The sequence below is a fragment of the Variovorax sp. GW460-12-1-14-LB1 genome (assembly GCF_059423605.1).
Genome location: NZ_JBWKYF010000049.1, coordinates 1 through 17,777 on the forward strand (window position 1 = coordinate 1; position 17,777 = coordinate 17,777).

The 17,777-nt window shown below is 69.9% G+C and carries 16 protein-coding genes; 10 read left to right on the forward strand and 6 right to left on the reverse strand.

Annotation, left to right across the window (positions count from 1 at the left end; genetic code table 11):
- From AC07Y4_RS22280 to AC07Y4_RS22295, 4 genes are all read left to right on the forward strand, one after another.
- On the forward strand, nt 1–1,266 hold a 1,266-nt coding region (locus AC07Y4_RS22280; RefSeq protein WP_495275127.1), incomplete at its 5' end, for a Na/Pi cotransporter family protein.
- Nucleotides 1,267–1,612: 346 nt separating this feature from the next.
- Nucleotides 1,613–2,269 carry a nuclease-related domain-containing protein gene (locus AC07Y4_RS22285; RefSeq protein ID WP_495275128.1) on the forward strand — a complete coding sequence of 219 codons (657 nt, stop codon included), beginning with the start codon at nt 1,613–1,615 and terminating at the stop codon, nt 2,267–2,269.
- 126 nt (nt 2,270–2,395) lie between these two features.
- Entirely contained in the window at nt 2,396–4,750 is a 2,355-nt protein-coding gene (gene bamA, locus AC07Y4_RS22290; RefSeq protein WP_495275145.1) for an outer membrane protein assembly factor BamA, read from the forward strand.
- A 17-nt stretch (nt 4,751–4,767) separates the two neighbouring features.
- On the forward strand, nt 4,768–5,451 hold the full coding sequence (locus AC07Y4_RS22295) for a response regulator (RefSeq protein WP_159273096.1): 684 nt from the start codon (nt 4,768–4,770) through the stop codon (nt 5,449–5,451).
- On the opposite strand, the gene AC07Y4_RS22300 is transcribed toward AC07Y4_RS22295, so the two are convergent.
- Genes AC07Y4_RS22300 through AC07Y4_RS22310 form a run of 3 tightly spaced genes read right to left on the reverse strand, consistent with a single transcriptional unit; the run spans nt 5,426 to nt 6,776 of the window.
- Nucleotides 5,426–5,677 (reverse strand): hypothetical protein, encoded by a 252-nt coding sequence (locus AC07Y4_RS22300; protein ID WP_495275129.1) that lies wholly within the window; start codon nt 5,675–5,677, stop codon nt 5,426–5,428. The two genes, AC07Y4_RS22295 and AC07Y4_RS22300, sit on opposite strands and share 26 nt — an antisense overlap.
- A 48-nt stretch (nt 5,678–5,725) precedes the next feature.
- Nucleotides 5,726–6,526, reverse strand: a complete 801-nt coding sequence (locus AC07Y4_RS22305) for a dioxygenase family protein (protein WP_495275130.1) — start codon at nt 6,524–6,526, stop codon at nt 5,726–5,728.
- Entirely contained in the window at nt 6,516–6,776 is a 261-nt protein-coding gene (locus AC07Y4_RS22310; protein WP_495275131.1) for a hypothetical protein, read from the reverse strand. The genes AC07Y4_RS22305 and AC07Y4_RS22310 overlap by 11 nt, the downstream gene beginning before the upstream one ends.
- Nucleotides 6,777–6,942: 166 nt before the next feature.
- On the opposite strand from AC07Y4_RS22310, the gene AC07Y4_RS22315 reads away from it, so the two are divergent.
- Both AC07Y4_RS22315 and AC07Y4_RS22320 read left to right on the forward strand, forming a co-directional pair.
- A complete protein-coding gene (locus AC07Y4_RS22315) occupies nt 6,943–8,526 on the forward strand; it encodes an ATP-binding protein (RefSeq protein WP_495275132.1) in 1,584 nt (527 codons plus the stop codon).
- Nucleotides 8,523–9,215, forward strand: a complete 693-nt coding sequence (locus AC07Y4_RS22320; protein ID WP_495275133.1) for a response regulator — start codon at nt 8,523–8,525, stop codon at nt 9,213–9,215. Before AC07Y4_RS22315 ends, AC07Y4_RS22320 begins: the two co-directional genes overlap by 4 nt.
- A gap of 9 nt (nt 9,216–9,224) precedes the next feature.
- On the opposite strand, the gene AC07Y4_RS22325 is transcribed toward AC07Y4_RS22320, so the two are convergent.
- The gene (locus AC07Y4_RS22325) at nt 9,225–10,055 is read right to left on the reverse strand and encodes a helix-turn-helix domain-containing protein (protein WP_495275134.1); all 831 of its coding nucleotides are present in this window, start codon (nt 10,053–10,055) and stop codon (nt 9,225–9,227) included.
- Nucleotides 10,056–10,157: 102 nt separating this feature from the next.
- On the opposite strand from AC07Y4_RS22325, the gene AC07Y4_RS22330 reads away from it, so the two are divergent.
- Together AC07Y4_RS22330 and AC07Y4_RS22335 are read left to right on the forward strand one after the other, a co-directional pair.
- Nucleotides 10,158–11,144, forward strand: coding sequence for a Bug family tripartite tricarboxylate transporter substrate binding protein (locus tag AC07Y4_RS22330; RefSeq protein ID WP_159273090.1), 987 nt, complete (start codon nt 10,158–10,160; stop codon nt 11,142–11,144).
- A gap of 2 nt (nt 11,145–11,146) precedes the next feature.
- Nucleotides 11,147–12,472, forward strand: a complete 1,326-nt coding sequence (locus AC07Y4_RS22335; RefSeq protein WP_495275135.1) for a PhzF family phenazine biosynthesis isomerase — start codon at nt 11,147–11,149, stop codon at nt 12,470–12,472.
- On the opposite strand, the gene AC07Y4_RS22340 is transcribed toward AC07Y4_RS22335, so the two are convergent.
- Nucleotides 12,469–13,206 (reverse strand): TetR family transcriptional regulator C-terminal domain-containing protein, encoded by a 738-nt coding sequence (locus tag AC07Y4_RS22340; RefSeq protein WP_139702566.1) that lies wholly within the window; start codon nt 13,204–13,206, stop codon nt 12,469–12,471. The two genes, AC07Y4_RS22335 and AC07Y4_RS22340, sit on opposite strands and share 4 nt — an antisense overlap.
- The gene (locus AC07Y4_RS22345; RefSeq protein ID WP_495275136.1) at nt 13,203–14,654 is read right to left on the reverse strand and encodes an aminotransferase-like domain-containing protein; all 1,452 of its coding nucleotides are present in this window, start codon (nt 14,652–14,654) and stop codon (nt 13,203–13,205) included. The genes AC07Y4_RS22340 and AC07Y4_RS22345 overlap by 4 nt, the downstream gene beginning before the upstream one ends.
- A gap of 253 nt (nt 14,655–14,907) precedes the next feature.
- Between AC07Y4_RS22345 and AC07Y4_RS22350 the strand changes: the two genes are divergently transcribed.
- Together AC07Y4_RS22350 and preA are read left to right on the forward strand one after the other, a co-directional pair.
- Nucleotides 14,908–16,278: an NAD(P)-dependent oxidoreductase gene (locus AC07Y4_RS22350; RefSeq protein ID WP_495275137.1), complete on the forward strand. Its 1,371-nt coding sequence runs from the start codon at nt 14,908–14,910 to the stop codon at nt 16,276–16,278.
- Between the two features lie 69 nt (nt 16,279–16,347).
- Nucleotides 16,348–17,658: an NAD-dependent dihydropyrimidine dehydrogenase subunit PreA gene (gene preA, locus AC07Y4_RS22355; protein WP_495275138.1), complete on the forward strand. Its 1,311-nt coding sequence runs from the start codon at nt 16,348–16,350 to the stop codon at nt 17,656–17,658.
- Nucleotides 17,659–17,777 lie beyond the last annotated feature (119 nt).

A 17,777-nucleotide genomic window follows, 5' to 3' on the forward strand; every position in this document is an offset into this window, starting at 1 on the left:
GTGCTGATCGGGCTGGGGCTGATGCTGCTGGCGCTGCAGCTGGTGGTGGCGGCCACCGAGCCGCTGTTCTCGTCGCCGGCCGTGCGGGCGCTGCTGGCGTCCATCACCAGCGACGTGCTGCTGGAGATCACGCTGGGCGCCGCGCTCGCCATCGTGGCCTATTCAAGCCTGGCGGTGGTGCTGCTGGTGGCGGCCATGGCGAGCTCGAACGTGGTGCCACTCGACGTGGCGCTGGGCCTGGTGCTCGGTGCCAACCTCGGCAGCGGCCTGCTGGCGGTGCTGACCACGGCGCGCTCGGCCGTGTCGGTGCGGCAGGTGACGGTGGGCAACCTGCTGTTCAAGGCGCTGGGCGTGGCGCTGGTCACGCCGTTCGTGGGGCTGTGGGTGCGCTACGTGCAGCCCCAGCTGCCGAACCAGACGCATGGCGTGGTGCTGTTCCACCTGGCGTTCAACATCGTGATCAGCGTCGGCTTCATCGGCCTCACGCAGTGGGTCGCCAAGCTGGTGACGCGCATGCTGCCCGTGCCGCCGCAGCCGGTGGGCACGAGCCGGCCGCACCACCTCGATCCCTCGGCGCTGTCGACGCCTTCGCTCGCCATTTCGAACGCGGCGCGCGAGGCGCTGCACCAGGCGGACATCGTGGAGACCATGCTCATCGGCACGCTCGACGTGATCCGCAACAACGACCTGCGGCTGGCGCAGGAGCTGCGGCAACTCGACGACACGGTGGACGAGCTGTACTCGGCGATCAAGTACTACATGACGCGCATCTCGCGCGAGGCGCTGGGCGAGGAGGAAAGCCGGCGGTGGACGGACATCATCAGCTTCACGATCAACATGGAGCAGATCGGGGACATCATCGAGCGGGTGATCATCGATATCGAGGACAAGAAGATCAAGCCGCAGCGCAACTTCTCGGAAGCGGGGATGGCGGAGATCGTCGAGTTGCACCAGCGGCTGGTTGCCAATCTTCGGTTGAGCATGAGTGTGTTCTTGAACGGCAACGTGCGCGACGCACAGAAGCTGCTGGAAGAGAAGGCACGGTTCCGCGATCTGGAGCGGGCCTATGCAACAACCCATCTGGATCGGTTGTCGGATCGGACTACTTTGAGCATCGAGACGAGTTCTCTGCACATCGATCTGATCAGCGATTTGAAGCGGATCAATTCGCATATCTGTTCGATTGCTTATCCGATTCTTGAATCGGCTGGGGCTTTGGCGCCTAGCCGGCTGCGGGAGTCTCGGTTGGGGAAGATCGAGGGTTAGTCGTTTGGGGGGCTGAGGCCGGGTCTCGCCCCGGCGGGCGACTCACTTTCTTTGCTTCGCCAAAGAAAGTAAGCAAAGAAAGGCGACCCTGCTGTCTGCGTCCCTCCGCTTCGCTGCGGGCAACCTGCGGTGCTCACGTTTCGCGGGGTCTCGCCCAAACTCGCTTCGCTCAAACAAGGGCGAGCCCTGATCCGCGAAACGCTGCGCTCCTCGGCGCATACAGAAGGGCTTTGGATACCGGGCGGGCCATCGCTTCGCTCGGCCCGTGAAGGCAGACGGGCTCTGCCTCGTTTACCAGAAGTCTCCTAAAAGCCCGGCAATGCTCGGGGCTCCGAAGGAGTTCGACATGACCATTGTTCTGCAGCAAAGCGCGGTCGCCGCGTCGCTCGGGGTGCAGCAGCTCGCCACGGCGTTCAGTCCGGCGTTTTCGCATCTGCGCATTCTTCGCAACCTCATCATCCCGATGCCCTCCGGTTGCGCGGTGCCCACGGCGCGCATCGATGCGGTGATCGTGTGCGAGACGGGGGTGTACCTGTTCGAGATCAAGGCCTGGCGCAACGCGTTCGTCTATCGCAAGAAGTCCGACGAGGCGCCGCCGCGCTGGTTCCTGCGGCTGCATGGCTGCACGCGGGCGCGCGAGGTGAAAGACCCGGCCTGGCAGGGCGGGCGCAAGACGACGCAGTTGCGCAGCCTGCTGCCCGACGACCTGCGGCTGCAGTACTTCGTGCTGCTGCCGTGCGAAGGCGTGGAGCTCGAAGGCGTGATGCCGGCTGCAGTGATCACGCAGCAGGACCTGCCGTACATCGCGCGCCTGGTGCGCAACAACGGGCGCACGGCGCGCACGTACCCGCTGCTCGACGCGCAGGCGGTCGATCGCACGGTGCAGCGGCTGCTGGAGATCCAGGGCGACCTGTCGCTGGAGACGCATGCGCAGAACTGCCGCGAACGGATGGAACGGTCTGCGGTGGCGTGGCCGGCGGTGAACGCGATGGGGTTGCAGTAACGACTGCTCACCAACCGGCCCTGCGCGCGGGAGGGCGTCCCACATTCCTCCGACATTGGTGAAGACCATGCGGTGATGATGATTCCTCCCAAGTCCCTCGCGGCCCTTGCCGCGCTGTGCCTCGCGATGGTGGCCTGCCCGGCACAGGCCGCCGACCCGTTCACCGTGCAGGACATCCGCCTCGAAGGCCTGCAGCGCGTCGAAGCGGGCACGGTGTTCGCGACCCTCGGCCTGAAGGCCGGCGACACGTACAGCGACGACCGCGGCAGCGCAGCCATTCGCGCGCTGTTCGACCTGGGGCTCTTCAAGGACGTGCGCATCGACGTGAACGGCCAGGTGCTCGTGGTCATCGTCGAAGAACGCCCCACCGTGGCCGATGTCGACTTCGCGGACACCAAGGAGTTCGACAAGGCGGCGCTGCAGAAGGCGCTGCGCGACATCGGGCTGGCCGAAGGCCGGCCGTACGACAAGGCGCTGGCCGACCGCGCGGAGCAGGAGCTCAAGCGCCAGTACATCGGCCGCAGCCTCTACAACGCGCAGGTGGTCACCACGGTCACGCCGCTGGAGCGCAACCGCGTCAACCTCACGTTCAGCGTGACCGAGGGCGAGCCGGCGCGCATCACGCGGGTGCGCGTGGTGGGCCAGCAGGCTTTCGACGAACGCACGCTGCTCGACCTGTTCGACCAGGACAGCGGTGGCTGGCTGGCCTGGTACACGAAGTCGAACCAGTACGCGCGCAGCAAGTTCGACGCCGACCTGGAAACGCTGCGCTCGTTCTACCTGACGCGCGGGTACCTCGAGTTCCGCATCGAGTCGACGCAGGTCGCGATCTCGGCGGACCGGCAGACGCTGGAGCTCACGGTGAACATCAGCGAGGGCGAGAAGTTCGCGGTGGCCGGCGTGAAGCTGGCGGGCAACTACCTGGGGCGCGAGGACGAGTTCAAGTCGCTCGTCACCGTGCGCCCCGGCGCGCCCTACAACGGCGAGGACGTGGCGGCCACCACCAAAGCCTTTGCCGACCACTTCGGCACCTTCGGCTACGCCTTCGCGCGCGTGAAGGCCGAGCCCGAGATCGACCGCACCCGGCGCCGCGTCGTGATGGTGCTGAACGCCGAGCCCGGGCGGCGTGCCTATGTGCGGCGGCTGAACATCGGCGGCAATGCGCGCACGCGCGACGAGGTGATCCGGCGCGAGTTCCGCCAGTACGGAGGCGCCTGGTACGACGGCACGAAGATCAGGCTGTCGCGCGACCGCGTCGACCGGCTGGGCTTCTTCACCGAGGTGAACGTCGAGACCGCCGAAGTGCCGGGCAGCAACGACCAGGTCGACCTGAACGTCACCGTGGCCGAGAAGCCCACGGGCTCGCTGCAGCTGGGCGCGGGCTACTCGTCGACCGACAAGATCTCGCTGAGCTTCGGCATCACGCAGGAGAACGTGTTCGGCTCGGGCAACTACCTGGGGCTGCAGGTCAACACCAGCTCGTACAACCGCTCGGTGTCGCTCACGGCCACCGACCCGTACTTCACGAAGGACGGCATCTCGCGCACCTTCAACCTGTTCCACACCACCACGCGGCCCTACTACGAGGCCGACGGCAACTACAAGCTCGCGAGCGACGGCGGCTCGGTGCGCTTCGGGCTGCCGGTGAACGAGCTGGACACGGTGTACCTGGGCATCGGCGTCGAACGTTATGCGTTCACGCCGGGCACCAACGGTTCGTACACGCTGGTCAACGGCTCGTATGTCTACACGGCCACGCCGCAGGCCTACCTCGACTACTTCCAGTGCACCGGCACCGCGCCGAGCGTGGTGTGCGCGGGCAGGAACGTGGTGGGCATCCCGGCCACCGTGGGCTGGTCGCGCGACGACCGCGACAGCGCCCTGGTGCCCACGCGCGGGCGCCTGCAGAGCGCCAACCTCGAGCTGGGCGTGGGCAGCGAACTGCGCTACCTGAAGACGAACTACCAGTACCAGCAGTACGTGCCACTGTCCAAGCAGTACACGCTGGCCTTCAACGGCCAGCTCGGCTATGCGAAGGCGCAGGGCGGCAGCAGCTTCCCGATCTTCAAGAACTTCTACGCGGGCGGGCTGGGCTCGATCCGCGGCTTCGAGCAGAACTCGCTGGGCCCGACCGACGCGGTCACCGGCGGTTCGCTGGGCGGCACGCGCAAGGCGATCTTCAACATGGAGCTGACCACGCCCTTCCCCGGCGCGGGCAATGACAAGTCGCTGCGGCTTTACACCTTCTTCGACGCGGGCAACGTGTTCGCCGAGCGCACGGCCAGCATGACCGACGCGCAGTGGAAGGCGCAGAACCGCCTGCGCGCGTCGGCCGGGCTTGGCATCAGCTGGATCTCGCCGCTGGGTCCGCTGCGCCTGGCGTATGCGGTGCCGATCGTCTACCAGAAGGAGGACACGGCCAACGGCATCGCGGCCGACCGCACGCAGCGCTTCCAGTTCCAGATCGGCACGTCCTTCTGAACCGGCCCGCACGCGCCATGAGCCGCATCCTGCTGGTGGAAGACGGACGCGACATTGCGTCGTTGCTGCTGGGCCCGCTGCAGCGCGCGGGCCACGAGGTGGAGCAACTGGGCGACGGCGCCGCCGCGCTCGAGCGCATCCTGCACGCGCCGCCGGCGCTCACGCTGCTCGACGTGGTGCTGCCGCGCATCGACGGGCTGCAGGTGATCGCGCAGGTGCGCGCACGCAGCGACCACCCGATCATCGTGCTGACGGCGCGCGCGCACGAGGCCGACCGGCTGCGCGGCTTCGACCTGGGCGCCGACGACTATGTCTGCAAGCCCTTCTCGCCGCGCGAGGTGGTGGCGCGCGTGCACACGGTGCTGCGCCGGCGCGCGCCGCCCGACCTGAGCGTGGGCATGGCCTCGCCGGCGGTGGCCTTCGACAGCGCGATGGGCCATGCCTGGCTGGAGGGCCGGGCCCTGGCGCTCACGCGCCGCGAGCTGCTGTTGCTGCGTGCGCTGTCGCGCGAACCGGGGCGTGTGTTCACGCGCGCCAGACTGCTCGAAGCGGCCTTCCCCGAGGCGCTGGACGTGAACGAGCGCGCGGTCGACGGGCACATCAAGAACCTGCGGCGCAAGCTCGCGGCCGTGTCGCCCTCGCACGGCTGGATCCGCTCGGTCTACGGCGTGGGGTTCAGCTTCGCGCAGCGACCGGGCTGAGGGCGGGCCTGGCCTTGCATGCGCCGTGGCCGCGCGGCGTGCGGCCTTCGCTGCCCCTTTGCATGATCGGCGCGAGCGTCGCCAGGCGGGAGTTGCGCGCCTCGGCCTGCCGTGCCTCCGCGCAGGCGCCGCGTGCGGCGACGCTGATGCCCAACGCCAGGCTGCAGAACGCAAGACAGCCCGCGCAGGTGTGCGCCAGCGCGCGCATCGCGGCGCGCGGCGTCATCCGCCAATCGGCAGATGCAGCAGACGGGAGCGGCATGCGCAACACCGCTCAGCCTTCCGTGCGCGGCGGCACCAGCGCGCGGATGCGGGCGAGGCCCTCGGGCGTGCGCGGCCGCAACGGCCGCACGCCGCCCGCCGGCATGGGGCCGCTGCCGGGCGGCGGCGGGCGCTCGGTCACCGGGCGCGCGGCGGGGTCGACCACCAGCGTGAGCAGCGCGACGTAGCGCCGGCCCTCCTCGCGCACCGCGCCCAGCACCGTGTCACCGGCCCGCAATGCGATGCCGTCGGCGCTGTTGAGCGTGTCGCGCAGCCGCGCGCGCTGGTAGCTGGAGACCTGCGTGTAGAGGAACTCGCTGAGCGCATCGGGCAAGAAGAACTGCGTCGTGAGCACGGCGCGCTCGCGGTGGTGCACCTTGACGTGGATGTGCGTGGTGCGCCCCGCGTACCAGCCCGGGTAGAGCGTGGCGAACGTGGCCTGGCCGTCGCGGTCGGTGCGCTGGCTGCCGCGCAGGAAGGCCTGGCCCTCGAAGCCGCGCGTGCGGTCGTCGCCCTGCCCGCCGAAGCCCGAGTAGTTGCCCTGCGCGTCGCAGTGCCACAGGTCGGTGCGCAGGCCGCGCAGCGGCCGCCCGGCGGCATCGAGCACGCGCAGGCGCACATCGAGCGGCACGCCCTCGCGGCCGTCGGTCAGGTCGGTGCGAAAGTTCGCGAGGTCCAGGTAGTACGGGCCCTCGGTGGTCTGGGCGGTCAGCGGGAGCTTCTGCGCTGCGGCGGCCTCGGGGGCGGACGCGGCCAGCCCGGCCGCGCCGATCGCAGCCAGCAGGCCCCGGCGCCCGATCGCTTCACCGGCCATGGGCGGCCTCCTTCCTGGCAGGCGCGCGCACGCCCGAAGCCCGGGCCTCGGCCCAGACCACGAGCAGCGTCCACACATGCGCGACGCCCCAGAACAGCGCCGCCAGCAGGAACAGCAGCAGGTCGATGTCGGTGTCGCCCGGGGGCGTGGACGGCGGCGCGGCGTGCCCCGGCGGGGCCCAGGCGAGCGCGGCGGCGGCCAGTGCGCGGAAGGCGGAGGTGGAAGGGGCGCGATGCGTGTCCGGTGTCATGCCGGGCATCGTGCGATCCGAATCGGGAGAAATGTGGGAGAGGCACGCAAGGACGCGTCTCCCAGATTCCTCCCCAATCGGCCGCCATGATCGGCGGCTTGCCCATGCCATCCCCGTCCCCGAAACGCATGCCGCAGAATGCGGCCATGCCTCCGCCGCCGAGCCCATGCCGCGCCTGACCCTCTCCCGCAAGATCTTCCTGGCCCTGGCCGCCCTGCTGATCGTGCTGCTGCTGAGCTTCGTGGGCTTCTCGATCGTCGCGCTGCAGCGGGGCCTGGGCGCCTATGTGGCCGAGATCGAGATCCGCCGCATGGACTGGCTCTCGCAGCTCCTGCTGAAGCACTACACCGCCAATGGCGACTGGAAGAAACTGCGCGACAACGACGACGCCTGGCACCGCCTGCAGCTGGGCCAGTCGGCCATGGTGATCGACGGCGCCGCCACGCCCGACGACCGGCGGCTGCCGCCCTGGTACGAGCGCCGTGCGCCCGGCACACAGGGCGACGGCGCGCCGCCGGCAGAACCGTCCAGCGGGCTCTCGTCCACCGCCTCGCCCCCGCCGCCGCAGCTCGACCTGCTGCCCCGCCGCTTCCTGATGCCGCCGCCGGGCTTCTTCCCCGGCCTGGCCGGCCCGCCCGACTCGATCTTTCGCCGCCTCGCCGTGCTCGACGCGCACGGCGCGCTCGTGGTCGGCGCGACCATCGACCCGGAGAACGCCGCGCGCCGGCCGATCCGCCACGGGCGCACCGTCGTCGGCTACCTCGCGCTCGCGCCGATGCAGGGCCTGGAGAGCGAGGCCGACCGCGCCTTCCTCGCCCGGCAGTCCGGCGTGATCGCGCTCACCGGGCTGTGCGGCCTGGCCTTTGCGCTGGTGCTGTCGTGGCTGCTGGCGCGCCGCTGGTTCCAGCCGATCGACGCGCTCACGCAGGCCGCACAGGACGTGGCGCGCGGACGGCTCTCGACGCGCGTCGCGGTCCACGGCTCGGACGAGCTCGCGCTGCTGGGCAAGACCTTCAACGACATGGCGCAGCGCCTGGACACGGCCGAGGCCTCGCGCCGCGCCTGGCTGGCCGACGCAGCGCACGAGCTGCGCACGCCGCTGGCCGCCATGCGCGCGGAGATCGAGGCGCTGCAGGACGGCGTGCGCACCTTCGACGAACGCACCGCGCTGCGCATGCACCGCCAGGTGATCCGCCTCGGCCAGCTGGTCGACGACCTGCGCAGCAGCATGCGCGAGCCCCAGAGCGACCTGCTGAAGGCGCCGGTGTACCCGCTGTCGCTGCTGAAGGAGGCGCTCGACCACACGCGCGACCGCTTCGCGCAGCGCGGCATCGCGCTCGACCGCGACGCCCTCGACCGCATCGCCGCCTCGGCCCAGCCGGTGATCGACGGCGACGCGCACCGGCTGCACCAGGTCTTCATGAACCTGCTGGAGAACACGCTGGCCTACACCGATGCCGGCGGCCAGCTGCGCATCGGCGTGAGCGTCGAAGGCGCATGGACCGGCCATTGCCTCACGCTGGTGTTCGACGACAGCGCGCCGGGCGTGCCCGAGGAAGAGATTCCGCGCCTCTTCGACCGCCTGTTCCGCGGCGAGACCTCGCGCAGCCGCGCGCTGGGCGGCTCGGGCCTGGGCCTGTCGATCTGCCGCGCGACCATCGAGGCGCACGGCGGCAGCATCGAGGCGGCGCCCTCGCCGCTGGGCGGCCTGCGCATGACGATCACCCTTCCCCTGGCGGCCTCCGCATGACACGCATCGTGATCGTCGAGGACGAGCTCGACATCGCCTCCGTGGTGCAGGACTACCTGCGCCACGCCGGCTACGACACCGAACATTTCGCCGACGGGCAGAGCGCGCTCGAGCGCATCGTCGCCGCGCCGCCCGACCTGACGCTGCTCGACATCATGCTGCCGCGCCTCGACGGCATCGAGGTGCTGCGCCGCGCGCGCGAGCACACGGCCCATCCGATCATCATGCTCACCGCGCGCATCGAAGAGGTCGACCGCCTGCTCGGCCTGGAGCTGGGCGCCGACGACTACGTGTGCAAGCCCTTCTCGCCGCGCGAGTTGGTGGCGCGCGTGCGCGCCGTGCTGCGCCGCACCGCGCCGGCCGTGGCGGTGCAGGTCGCGCCGGGCGACACGCCGGGCCTCGTACTCGACGACGTGCACTGGCGCGCCTCGCTCGACGGCACGCCACTGAACCTCACGCGCCGCGAGTTCGGGCTGCTGCAGGTGCTGTCGCGGCACCCGGGCCGCATCTTCTCGCGCGCCCGTCTGCTGGAGCTGGCCTACGACGACACGGTGGACGTGACCGAGCGCGCCATCGACAGCCACGTGAAGAACCTGCGCCGCAAGCTCGGCGCGGTGACGCCCGCGCACGACTGGATTCGGTCGGTGTACGGCGTGGGCTTCGCGTGGGAAGCGCCGCCGCCGGCCTGAGCGGCCAGGCTAGTTTTTTCGAGGGGCTGCCGCGCGAATTTGCGTCGCCGTCTTCGCCCAGGTCTTCTCCAGCATCCGCGAAAGATAGGAGGCCGACTCCCAGCCGACCTGCAGCGCGATGGACAGCACCGAGTCCCGCGTGGTCTGCAACAGGTACACGGCCCGTTCGATGCGCTGGCGCTGCAGGAACTCCAGCGGCGAGATGCCGTGCTTCGCGCGAAAGATCCGCTCCACCTGCCGGCGCGACAGCCGGTGCTGTTGCGCGAAGGCGTCGAGCGACAGGGGCTGCGCCAGATCGCGCAGCATCGTTTCGGCCAGCAGCTCGGCCACCCACAGCGCCGGCGAGGCGTCGCCCTCCGACAACGGGTTGGCGCTCAGGCGCGCGGCCTCCATCACGAGCGCGCCGCACAGCACGTAGTTCTCGCTGTCGCCCGCGCGGGTCGATTCGAACATCCGCTGCGACAAGGCGCCCAGCGCGGTGCTGCCCGCGCGCATGCCTTGCGGGGGCCGCACGACGCCCTGCGCCTGCAAGGCCGTGGCCCACAGCGCCGGATCGACGTAGACCGCGACATGGCTCTGGCCGGCGGTGAGCGTGGTCGTCGAATGCGCGCTGCCCGCCGCGAACCAGACGAAGTGGCCGGGCCCGAGGCGCTGCGCCTCGCCCTGCGCATCGCCCACGCTGAAGCGGCCTGCGATGGGCACGAACAGCATGTCGCAATCGTGCACGTGCGCGTCGGTGGCGTAGTAGTCGCGGGTGTTGGCGACCATCGTCGCCTGGTGAGACAGCCGTTCGACGAACAGCGATTGGCGGGGCGGCGGGTGGCTGGAAGTCAGTGGCATGGCCATTCCTTGTCGCATTCGAAGCCGCGCATGTCGCAATCGGGCGCACGCGTTGGCGCGCGCTCCACAGAATCGGAAGGACCACTCCTGCAAGAAGACCCCATGACTACTCAACCTCTGCGCCGCGCGCTCCTGGGCCTGGCCGCCGCCGGTGCCCTGTACGGGCCGACCGCCTCGTGGTCGGCCTCCGATCCGGCCTACCCGGTGAAGCCGATCACCATCATCGTACCCTTCCCCGCCGGCGGCGGAACGGACGTGATCTTCCGTTCGGTGCAGCTGCGGCTGCAGGCTGCGCTCGGTGTGTCGGTCATCATCGACAACCGCTCGGGCGCGGGCGGCACCGTGGGCACGGGCTTCGGCGCGAAGGCGAACCCCGACGGCTACACGCTGGTGGCCAGCACCACGACCACCATCGCCTCGGCCGATGCGGTGTACCCCAAGCTCCCGTACGACCCCCTCAAGGACCTGGTGCCGATCGGCACCATCGGCACCACGCCTTTCGTGCTGGTGGTCACGCCCGCGCTGGCGGCGCGCACGGTGAAGGACTTCGTCGGCTACGCCAAGGCCAACCCGCAGGCGCTCAACTACGGCAGCATCGGCAACGGCAGCCTGAGCCACCTGGCGGGCGAACTCTTCAAGCAGCGCACCGGCATCGAGATGACGCACGTGCCCTACCGCGGTGCCGCGCCCGCGCAGGCCGACCTGATGGCAGGCCAGATCCAGGCACTGTTCGACAACCCGCCCGCTCTGCTGGCGCAGGTGCGCGGCGGACGCATGCGGGCGCTGGCCATCAGTGAACCGTCGGCGGGTTTCGCCGACCTGCCGACTTTCGAGGCAGCCGGCATCAAGGACTTCAAGCCGCAGCTCTGGTATGGCCTGATGGCACCGGCCGCCACGCCGCAGCCGGTGGTGCAGCGCCTGCGCGCCGCGCTCGACACCGCGATGAAAGACCCGGCCCTGCGCACCGACATGCTGGCCAAGGGCGTGACGCCGTGGAGCGTGCGACCCGAGGTGTTCGAGGAACAGATCCGCGGCGACATCAAGCTCTGGGGCGGCATCGCGCGCTCGGTCAACGCGAGGGCTGATTGACGATGGCTGCGATTTTTTCTGCGCCCGGTTGCCGGAACATCCGCGTGTTCGTCGGCCCCGATCCATCCGTCGGCGGCAACCCCGCGCCCGTCTGGCTCGATGCCGACGCGCTCTCCACCGCACAGATGCAGGAGCACACCCGGCTCAGCGGCCATGAGTCCGTCTTCGTGCTGAAGTCGACCACACCGGCGCACCGGCTGCGCATGCGCTACTTCGTGCCCAAGCACGAGATGGAAATGTGCGGCCACGCCACGGTCGGCGCGCTGTGGCTGCTGCACCGGCGCGGCGAATGGGATGGTGCGCCCGTCGCGATCGAAACGCTCAGCGGCACCGTCACGGGCCGGCGCGTCGATGGCACGGTGCAGGTCAGCCAGCCGCGCGCCACGGTGGAAGAGGTGACGCAACAGCGGCTGGTCGAAGACCTCGCGCAGTGCCTGGGCATCGAGGTCGGGCAGATCGTGGGGCCGGTGCTCAACGCCGCCACCAGCCGGGTCAAGACGCTGGTTCGCCTGGCCGACACCGCGCAGCTGCACGCCTTGCGCGTCGACTTCGCACGCGTCGAATCGCTGTGCGAACGTCTCGGGTCCACCGGGCTGTATCCCTATGCCATGTCACGGGACGAGACCGACACGGTCAGCGCGCGGCAATTTCCCAAATCTTCCGGCTACCCGGAAGACGCCGCCACGGGCATCGCCGCCGCGGCGCTGGCCTGGGGCCTGCGCCACCTTGGGCTGGTCGGCCACGACGCGCTGTCGGTGACCGTGCGGCAAGGAGAAGCAATGGGTTCGCCCTCCGCGATCCACGTGGGATTGCCATGGGATGCGAACACGCAGGAAGGCTGCTGGGTCGGCGGCGAGGCCTGCGATGCGCAGCCCGAAGATTTCTTGCTCGACCAGCTGTGCCCACCTGAAGTGGCGCGGGCCAAGCCATCGGGTACTTACGCCACATTCGCGAGGGCCGGCAGTCTGCTGCACACGAGCGGCGTGGTGGCGCGCGAGAACGGCCAGGTGATCACAGGCCGGCTCGAAGGCCCCGACGATGTGCCGCGCGGTCAGCGGGCCGCAGTGGCGGCTGTCGGCGCCCTGCTGCGCGCGGCACAGGACGAACTCGGCAGCCTCTCGCGCGTCGTTCGCGTCGTGGCACTGAACGGCTATCTCCAGGCTTGCGGCGGCTTCAGGGACCACGCCCAGGTGATGGACGCGGCCTCGGCGGCCCTTCAACGGATCTTCCCCGATGCCCCACTGCCGGTTCGCACCACCGTGGGCGTCGCGTCACTGCCTCGCGGTGGCGTGGTCGAGGTGTCGATGGTGCTCGAGACGCGCGACTAGGCCCGCTCCTTCCCGGCTTTTTCCACGGGAGGCAGCGCAGCGTGCCCGCTCGTCACCACCGCCGAGGTGGCGGGCCGCTTCAGCCCCAGCGCGCCTTCGAGCATCCGCAGGATGGTCTCGCGGGCCAGGTCGAAGTCGGCCGGCTCCAGCGCCTGCTTGCCGAGCAGCATGCGCATCTGCCAGGCGAAGTCGGCGTAGGTCTGCGTCATGGCCCACAGCGTGAACAGCAGGTGCGGCACGGGCAGCGGCGCCACGTCGCCGTTCGCCATCCAGCGGTTCAGCACGGCCGCTTCGGCGCGGAAGGCCGGTACCAGCTTGGCCTCGATGTCGTCGGCGCATTGCGGCGCCTGCGAAATGATTTCCTGCGCGAACAGCCGCGAGCCCGAAGGGTGGTCGTACGAGAACTGCAGCTTCTGCGTGACGTAGCGCTCCAGCGCGGCATGCGGGTCGAGGTCGGCGTCGGCCAGGCTGTTGAGATTCGACAGCCACGAGTCGAGCACGTCGTTGAACACGCGGCTGTACAGCGCCTTCTTCGAGGGGAAGTAGTACAGCAGGCTCTGCTTGGAGATGCCCGCGTCGGCCGCGATGTCGTCGACCGACACGCCGCCATAGCCGTGCAGGGCAAAGCGCTCCTGCGCCACCGCGAGGATGGCGCTCTCGAGGTTCTGGCGGCGGGCCTGGCGCTTCACGGCGGGAGGACGCGCCGCAGTTCGCAGGGGGGGCGCAGCACTCATGGGTTCTTCATCCGCGCCAGGAAGCGCACCAGTCGCTCGTCGCCGCAGTGCGCGACGTTGAAGCGATACCAGGCAAAGGGCTGCGGCATGTCGCCGAAATCGGTCGCGGCCGCGAGCGGCAGGCCCTGCTTGCGCGCCTCCTGCAGCACCGCATCGCTCGATGGACGAGGCTCACAGCCGGGCGGCCAGCCTGCGCAGAGAAAGGGACCGCCATCGGGCACGCACAGCGCCTGCAGGCCCGCGCCGGTCAACCGCGACAGCGTGCGCTCACCGGCGATCTTCAGCGCGGTGTTGAGCTTCTGCAGGAAGCGCGGATAACCGGCATCGGCCAGCACCTCGCAGGCCACGCGCTCCTCGAACTCGCTCGGCCCGAGCGTGGTGTGCAGGCAGCGCAAGGCCGCATCCTCGACCCAATGCTGCGGCAGCAGCACATGTGCAAGCCGCAGCTTGGCCGAGAGCGTGGTCGACACGCCACCGACCTGCGCCACGCGCTGCAGCCCGTCCATCGCGGCAAGGCTGGGCGCCTGCAACGGCGAGAGCCCGCGCCAGGTGTCGAGCTCGATCACGCGCAGGTCGTGCCGCTCGGCCGCCTGCAGCGCCTGGTGCGCGCCCTGCGGGCTCATGCACACGCCCAGCGGATTGGAAACTGCCGTCGACAGGAACAGCAGGCGCTGCCGGCTCTCGGTGGGCAGCAGCGCGGCATGGTTGTCGAGCGCGGCGATGTCGAGGCAACCGCCGCGCCGTGGCACTTCGAGCATGCGACGGCCCAGCGTGCGGATCAGGCTGCGCAGCTGGCGCGGTGCGGGCGACTCGACCAGCACCGCGTCGCCGGGCTCGGTCCAGGCCTGCAGCAAACACATCGTGGCGCCCAGGCTGCCCGCTGCCGTCATGACCTGCTGCGGGCCCAGCGCAGGCAGCTCGGCGCGATGGCGCGCGGCGATCAGCTCGCGCAGGCGCGGCAGGCCGAAACCCTGGCGCGTGCCGCTGTCCCATTCGGGGGCCGAGCGGGCCACGCGGCGCATGGCTTCGCGCACCAGGTCGTCGCCCCGGTATTCGGCGGGTGGCGGGCGGTCGTGGGCCGTGGCGGTGTCGGTCATGCGCGGCACCGCATCGGCGTCGTCGGGTGCCAAGCGCGAAGGCCGATGCAGCACGTAGTAGCCGCTGCCCGGCCGCGAGGCCAGCACCGAGCGCGCGCGCAAGGCGCTGTACGACTCGGTGACGGTGAAGGTGCTGATGCCCAGCTTGCCGGCCAGCGCGCGCACCGAAGGCATCTTGGTGCCGGGTGCGAGGCGCCCGTCGATGACGCGCAACTCGACGCCCACCACGAGGCGCTGCGCCAGCCCGAGGCCGGGCGCGGCCTCGTCCATGTCGCCCATCAGGCCCTGCATCCAACCGGCACCGGCGGGCGCCGGTTGGCGCAGCGCCGACGCGTTGCTTGAACTCTGCATCACCGGGTCTCCTTGAGAAACGCATGCGGCCTGTCTGGACAGGGTTTGCCCTGGGCAACTGTGCTGGGGAGTGCACCAAACAGCATGGTCGACAGCGGCAAACACTTTCTCGTTCGCCGCGCCAACTGTGTATGGGCGGCACCCCTCGTTTGCTGAATCATCGCGACATTCGACCACTTGGTCAAACTTCATGAGGGCTCGCTCTCTCATGTCGCACACGGTTACCCCACCACGACCTGGAGCTTGAAAGCCCATGAGCAGCACGATGAATCCCGTCGCGCCCAGCGCGCACATTGCCTCCGATGTGCGCGCCGGCCGTCTCGACCCCGCGCAGTACGCCAAGAACTTCTGCGACGCCCACCCGCCGCTGAACGTGGTGCAGGCCAACATCGAGGCCGAGCGCTGCTACTACTGTTTCGACGCGCCCTGCCAGACGGCCTGCCCCACCGGCATCGACATCCCGACCTTCATCCGCCGCATCGCCGACGGCAACCTGCGCGGCGCGGCGCGCACCATCCTCGAAGAGAACCCGCTGGGCGGCATGTGCGCCCGCGTCTGCCCGACCGAGGTGCTGTGCGAGCAGGCCTGCGTGCGCAACAGCAACGAGAGCAAGCCGGTCGAGATCGGCCTGCTGCAGCGCCACGCGACCGATGCCTTCTTCGACGCGCCCGGCGCCCCGCTGTTCGTGCGCGCGGCCGACACGGGCAAGCGCATTGCCGTCGTCGGCGCGGGCCCGGCCGGCCTGGCCTGCGCGCACCGCCTCGCGGTGCTGGGCCACCAGGTGACGCTGTTCGACGCGCGCCCCAAGCTCGGCGGCCTGAACGAATACGGCCTCGCCAGCTACAAGACGGTGAACGACTTCGCGCAACGCGAGATCGAGTGGCTGCTGTCGGTCGGCGGCATCGAGGTGCACAACAACCAGGCACTGGGCCGCGAGTTGCACCTCGATGCGCTCGCCGCCGACTACGACGCGGTGTTCCTGGGCCTGGGCCTGGCCGGCGTGAACACGCTGGGCCTGGGCGAGCAGACCGGCGTGCGCGATGCGGTGGACTTCATCGCCGAACTGCGCCAGGCCGCCTCGCCGGCCGACGTGGCCATCGGCCGCCACGTGGTGGTGATCGGCGGCGGCATGACCGCGGTAGATGCGGCCGTGCAGTCGCGCAAGCTCGGCGCGGAAGACGTGAGCATCGTCTACCGCCGTGGCGCCGAGGCCATGGGCGCCTCGGTCGACGAGCAGAGCTGGGCCAAGGAGAACGGCGTGCGCATCATCCACTGGGCCGCGCCCAAGGCCCTGCGCGCCAAGGGCGGCGTGCTGCGCGGCATCGACTTCGCACGCACCGCGCTGGTCGACGGCAAGCTGGTTGAGACGGGTGAAGCCCTCGCGCTGCAGGCCGACATGGTGCTGTGCGCCATCGGCCAGAGCTTTGTCGCGACGGCGCTGGAAGACAGCGGCGTGCAGCTGCAGGGCGGGCGCATCAGCACCGATGCGGAATGCCGCAGCTCGCTCCCGAAGGTCTGGGCCGGCGGCGACGCGCGCTTCGGCGGGCGCGACCTCACGGTCGAGGCGGTGGAAGACGGCAAGCAGGCCGCGCTGTCCATCGACCGCCACCTGCGCGCCGCCTGACGCGACGGCGCCCTCTCTTCCTTTTTACCTCTCATCCGAGCACGCCGTGGCGCGACAGGAGCAATTCACATGGCAGACCTGAGCATCGACTTCGTGGGCATCCGCAGCCCCAACCCCTTCTGGCTGGCCTCGGCGCCGCCGACCGACAAGGAGATCAACGTGGTCCGCGCCTTCGAGGCCGGCTGGGGCGGCGTGGTCTGGAAGACCGTGGGCGAAGACCCGAACGTGGTCAACGTGCACGGCCCGCGCTATGCCGTGTCGTATGCGGCCGACCGCCGCGTGACGGGCTTCAACAACATCGAGCTGATCTCCGACCGGCCGCTGCGCACCAACCTGGAAGAGATGACGCGCGTCAAGCGCAACTGGCCCGACCGCGCGCTGGTGGCGTCGATCATGGTGCCGTGCACCGAAGAGGCCTGGAAGAACATCCTGCCGAGGGTCGAAGACACGGGCTGCGACGGCATCGAGCTGAACTTCGGCTGCCCGCACGGCATGAGCGAACGCGGCATGGGCGCGGCCGTGGGCCAGGTGCCCGAGTACATCCAGATGGTGGCCGAATGGTGCAAGCACTACTCGAAGCTGCCGGTGATCGTGAAGCTCACGCCCAACGTGGCGGACATCCGGCCCGCCGCGCGCGCCGCGAAGAAGGGCGGCGCCGACGCGGTGAGCCTCATCAACACCATCAACTCGATCATGGGCGTCGACCTGGACGCGATGGCGATGTTTCCGCACACCGACGGCAAGGGCTCGCACGGCGGCTACTGCGGCCCGGGCGCCAAGCCGATCGCGCTGCACATGGTGGCCGAGATCGCACGCGATCCGCAGACGGCGGGCCTGCCCATCTCGGGCATCGGCGGCGTCTCGACCTGGCGCGACGCGGCCGAGTTCATCGCGCTGGGCAGCGGCTCGGTGCAGGTGTGCACCGCCGCCATGGTCTACGGCTTCAAGATCGTGCAGGACCTGTGCGACGGCCTGTCGAACTTCATGGACCAGAAGGGCTACGCCAACCTGGAGCAGATGCGCGGCCGCGCGATCGGCAGCATCACCGACTGGCAGCAGCTCAACCTGAACCACGTCGACAAGGCCGTGATCCACCAGGACCTGTGCATCCAGTGCGGCCGCTGCCACGTGGTGTGCGAAGACACCTCGCACCAGGCCATCAGCGCCACGAAAGACGGCATGCGCTTCTTCGAAGTGAAGGAAGAAGAGTGCGTCGGCTGCAACCTGTGCGTGTCGATCTGCCCGGTGCCCGGCGCGCTGTCGATGCGCACGCTGAAGGCCGGCGAGACGGACGCGCGCACCGGCCACCCGGTGGTCGGCCACTACGCCAACTGGACCACGCACCCCAACAACCCGATGCGCACCGGCAGCCCCGCCTGAACGGGATATCGAACAAGCGAGTGAGTGAGTGAGCAAGTGAATGACCAAGCCCGGCGCAGACCGGGCGGCGGCGGGAGGGGAACGACCACACGGCCAGACGCACGACACACGTGCAGGAG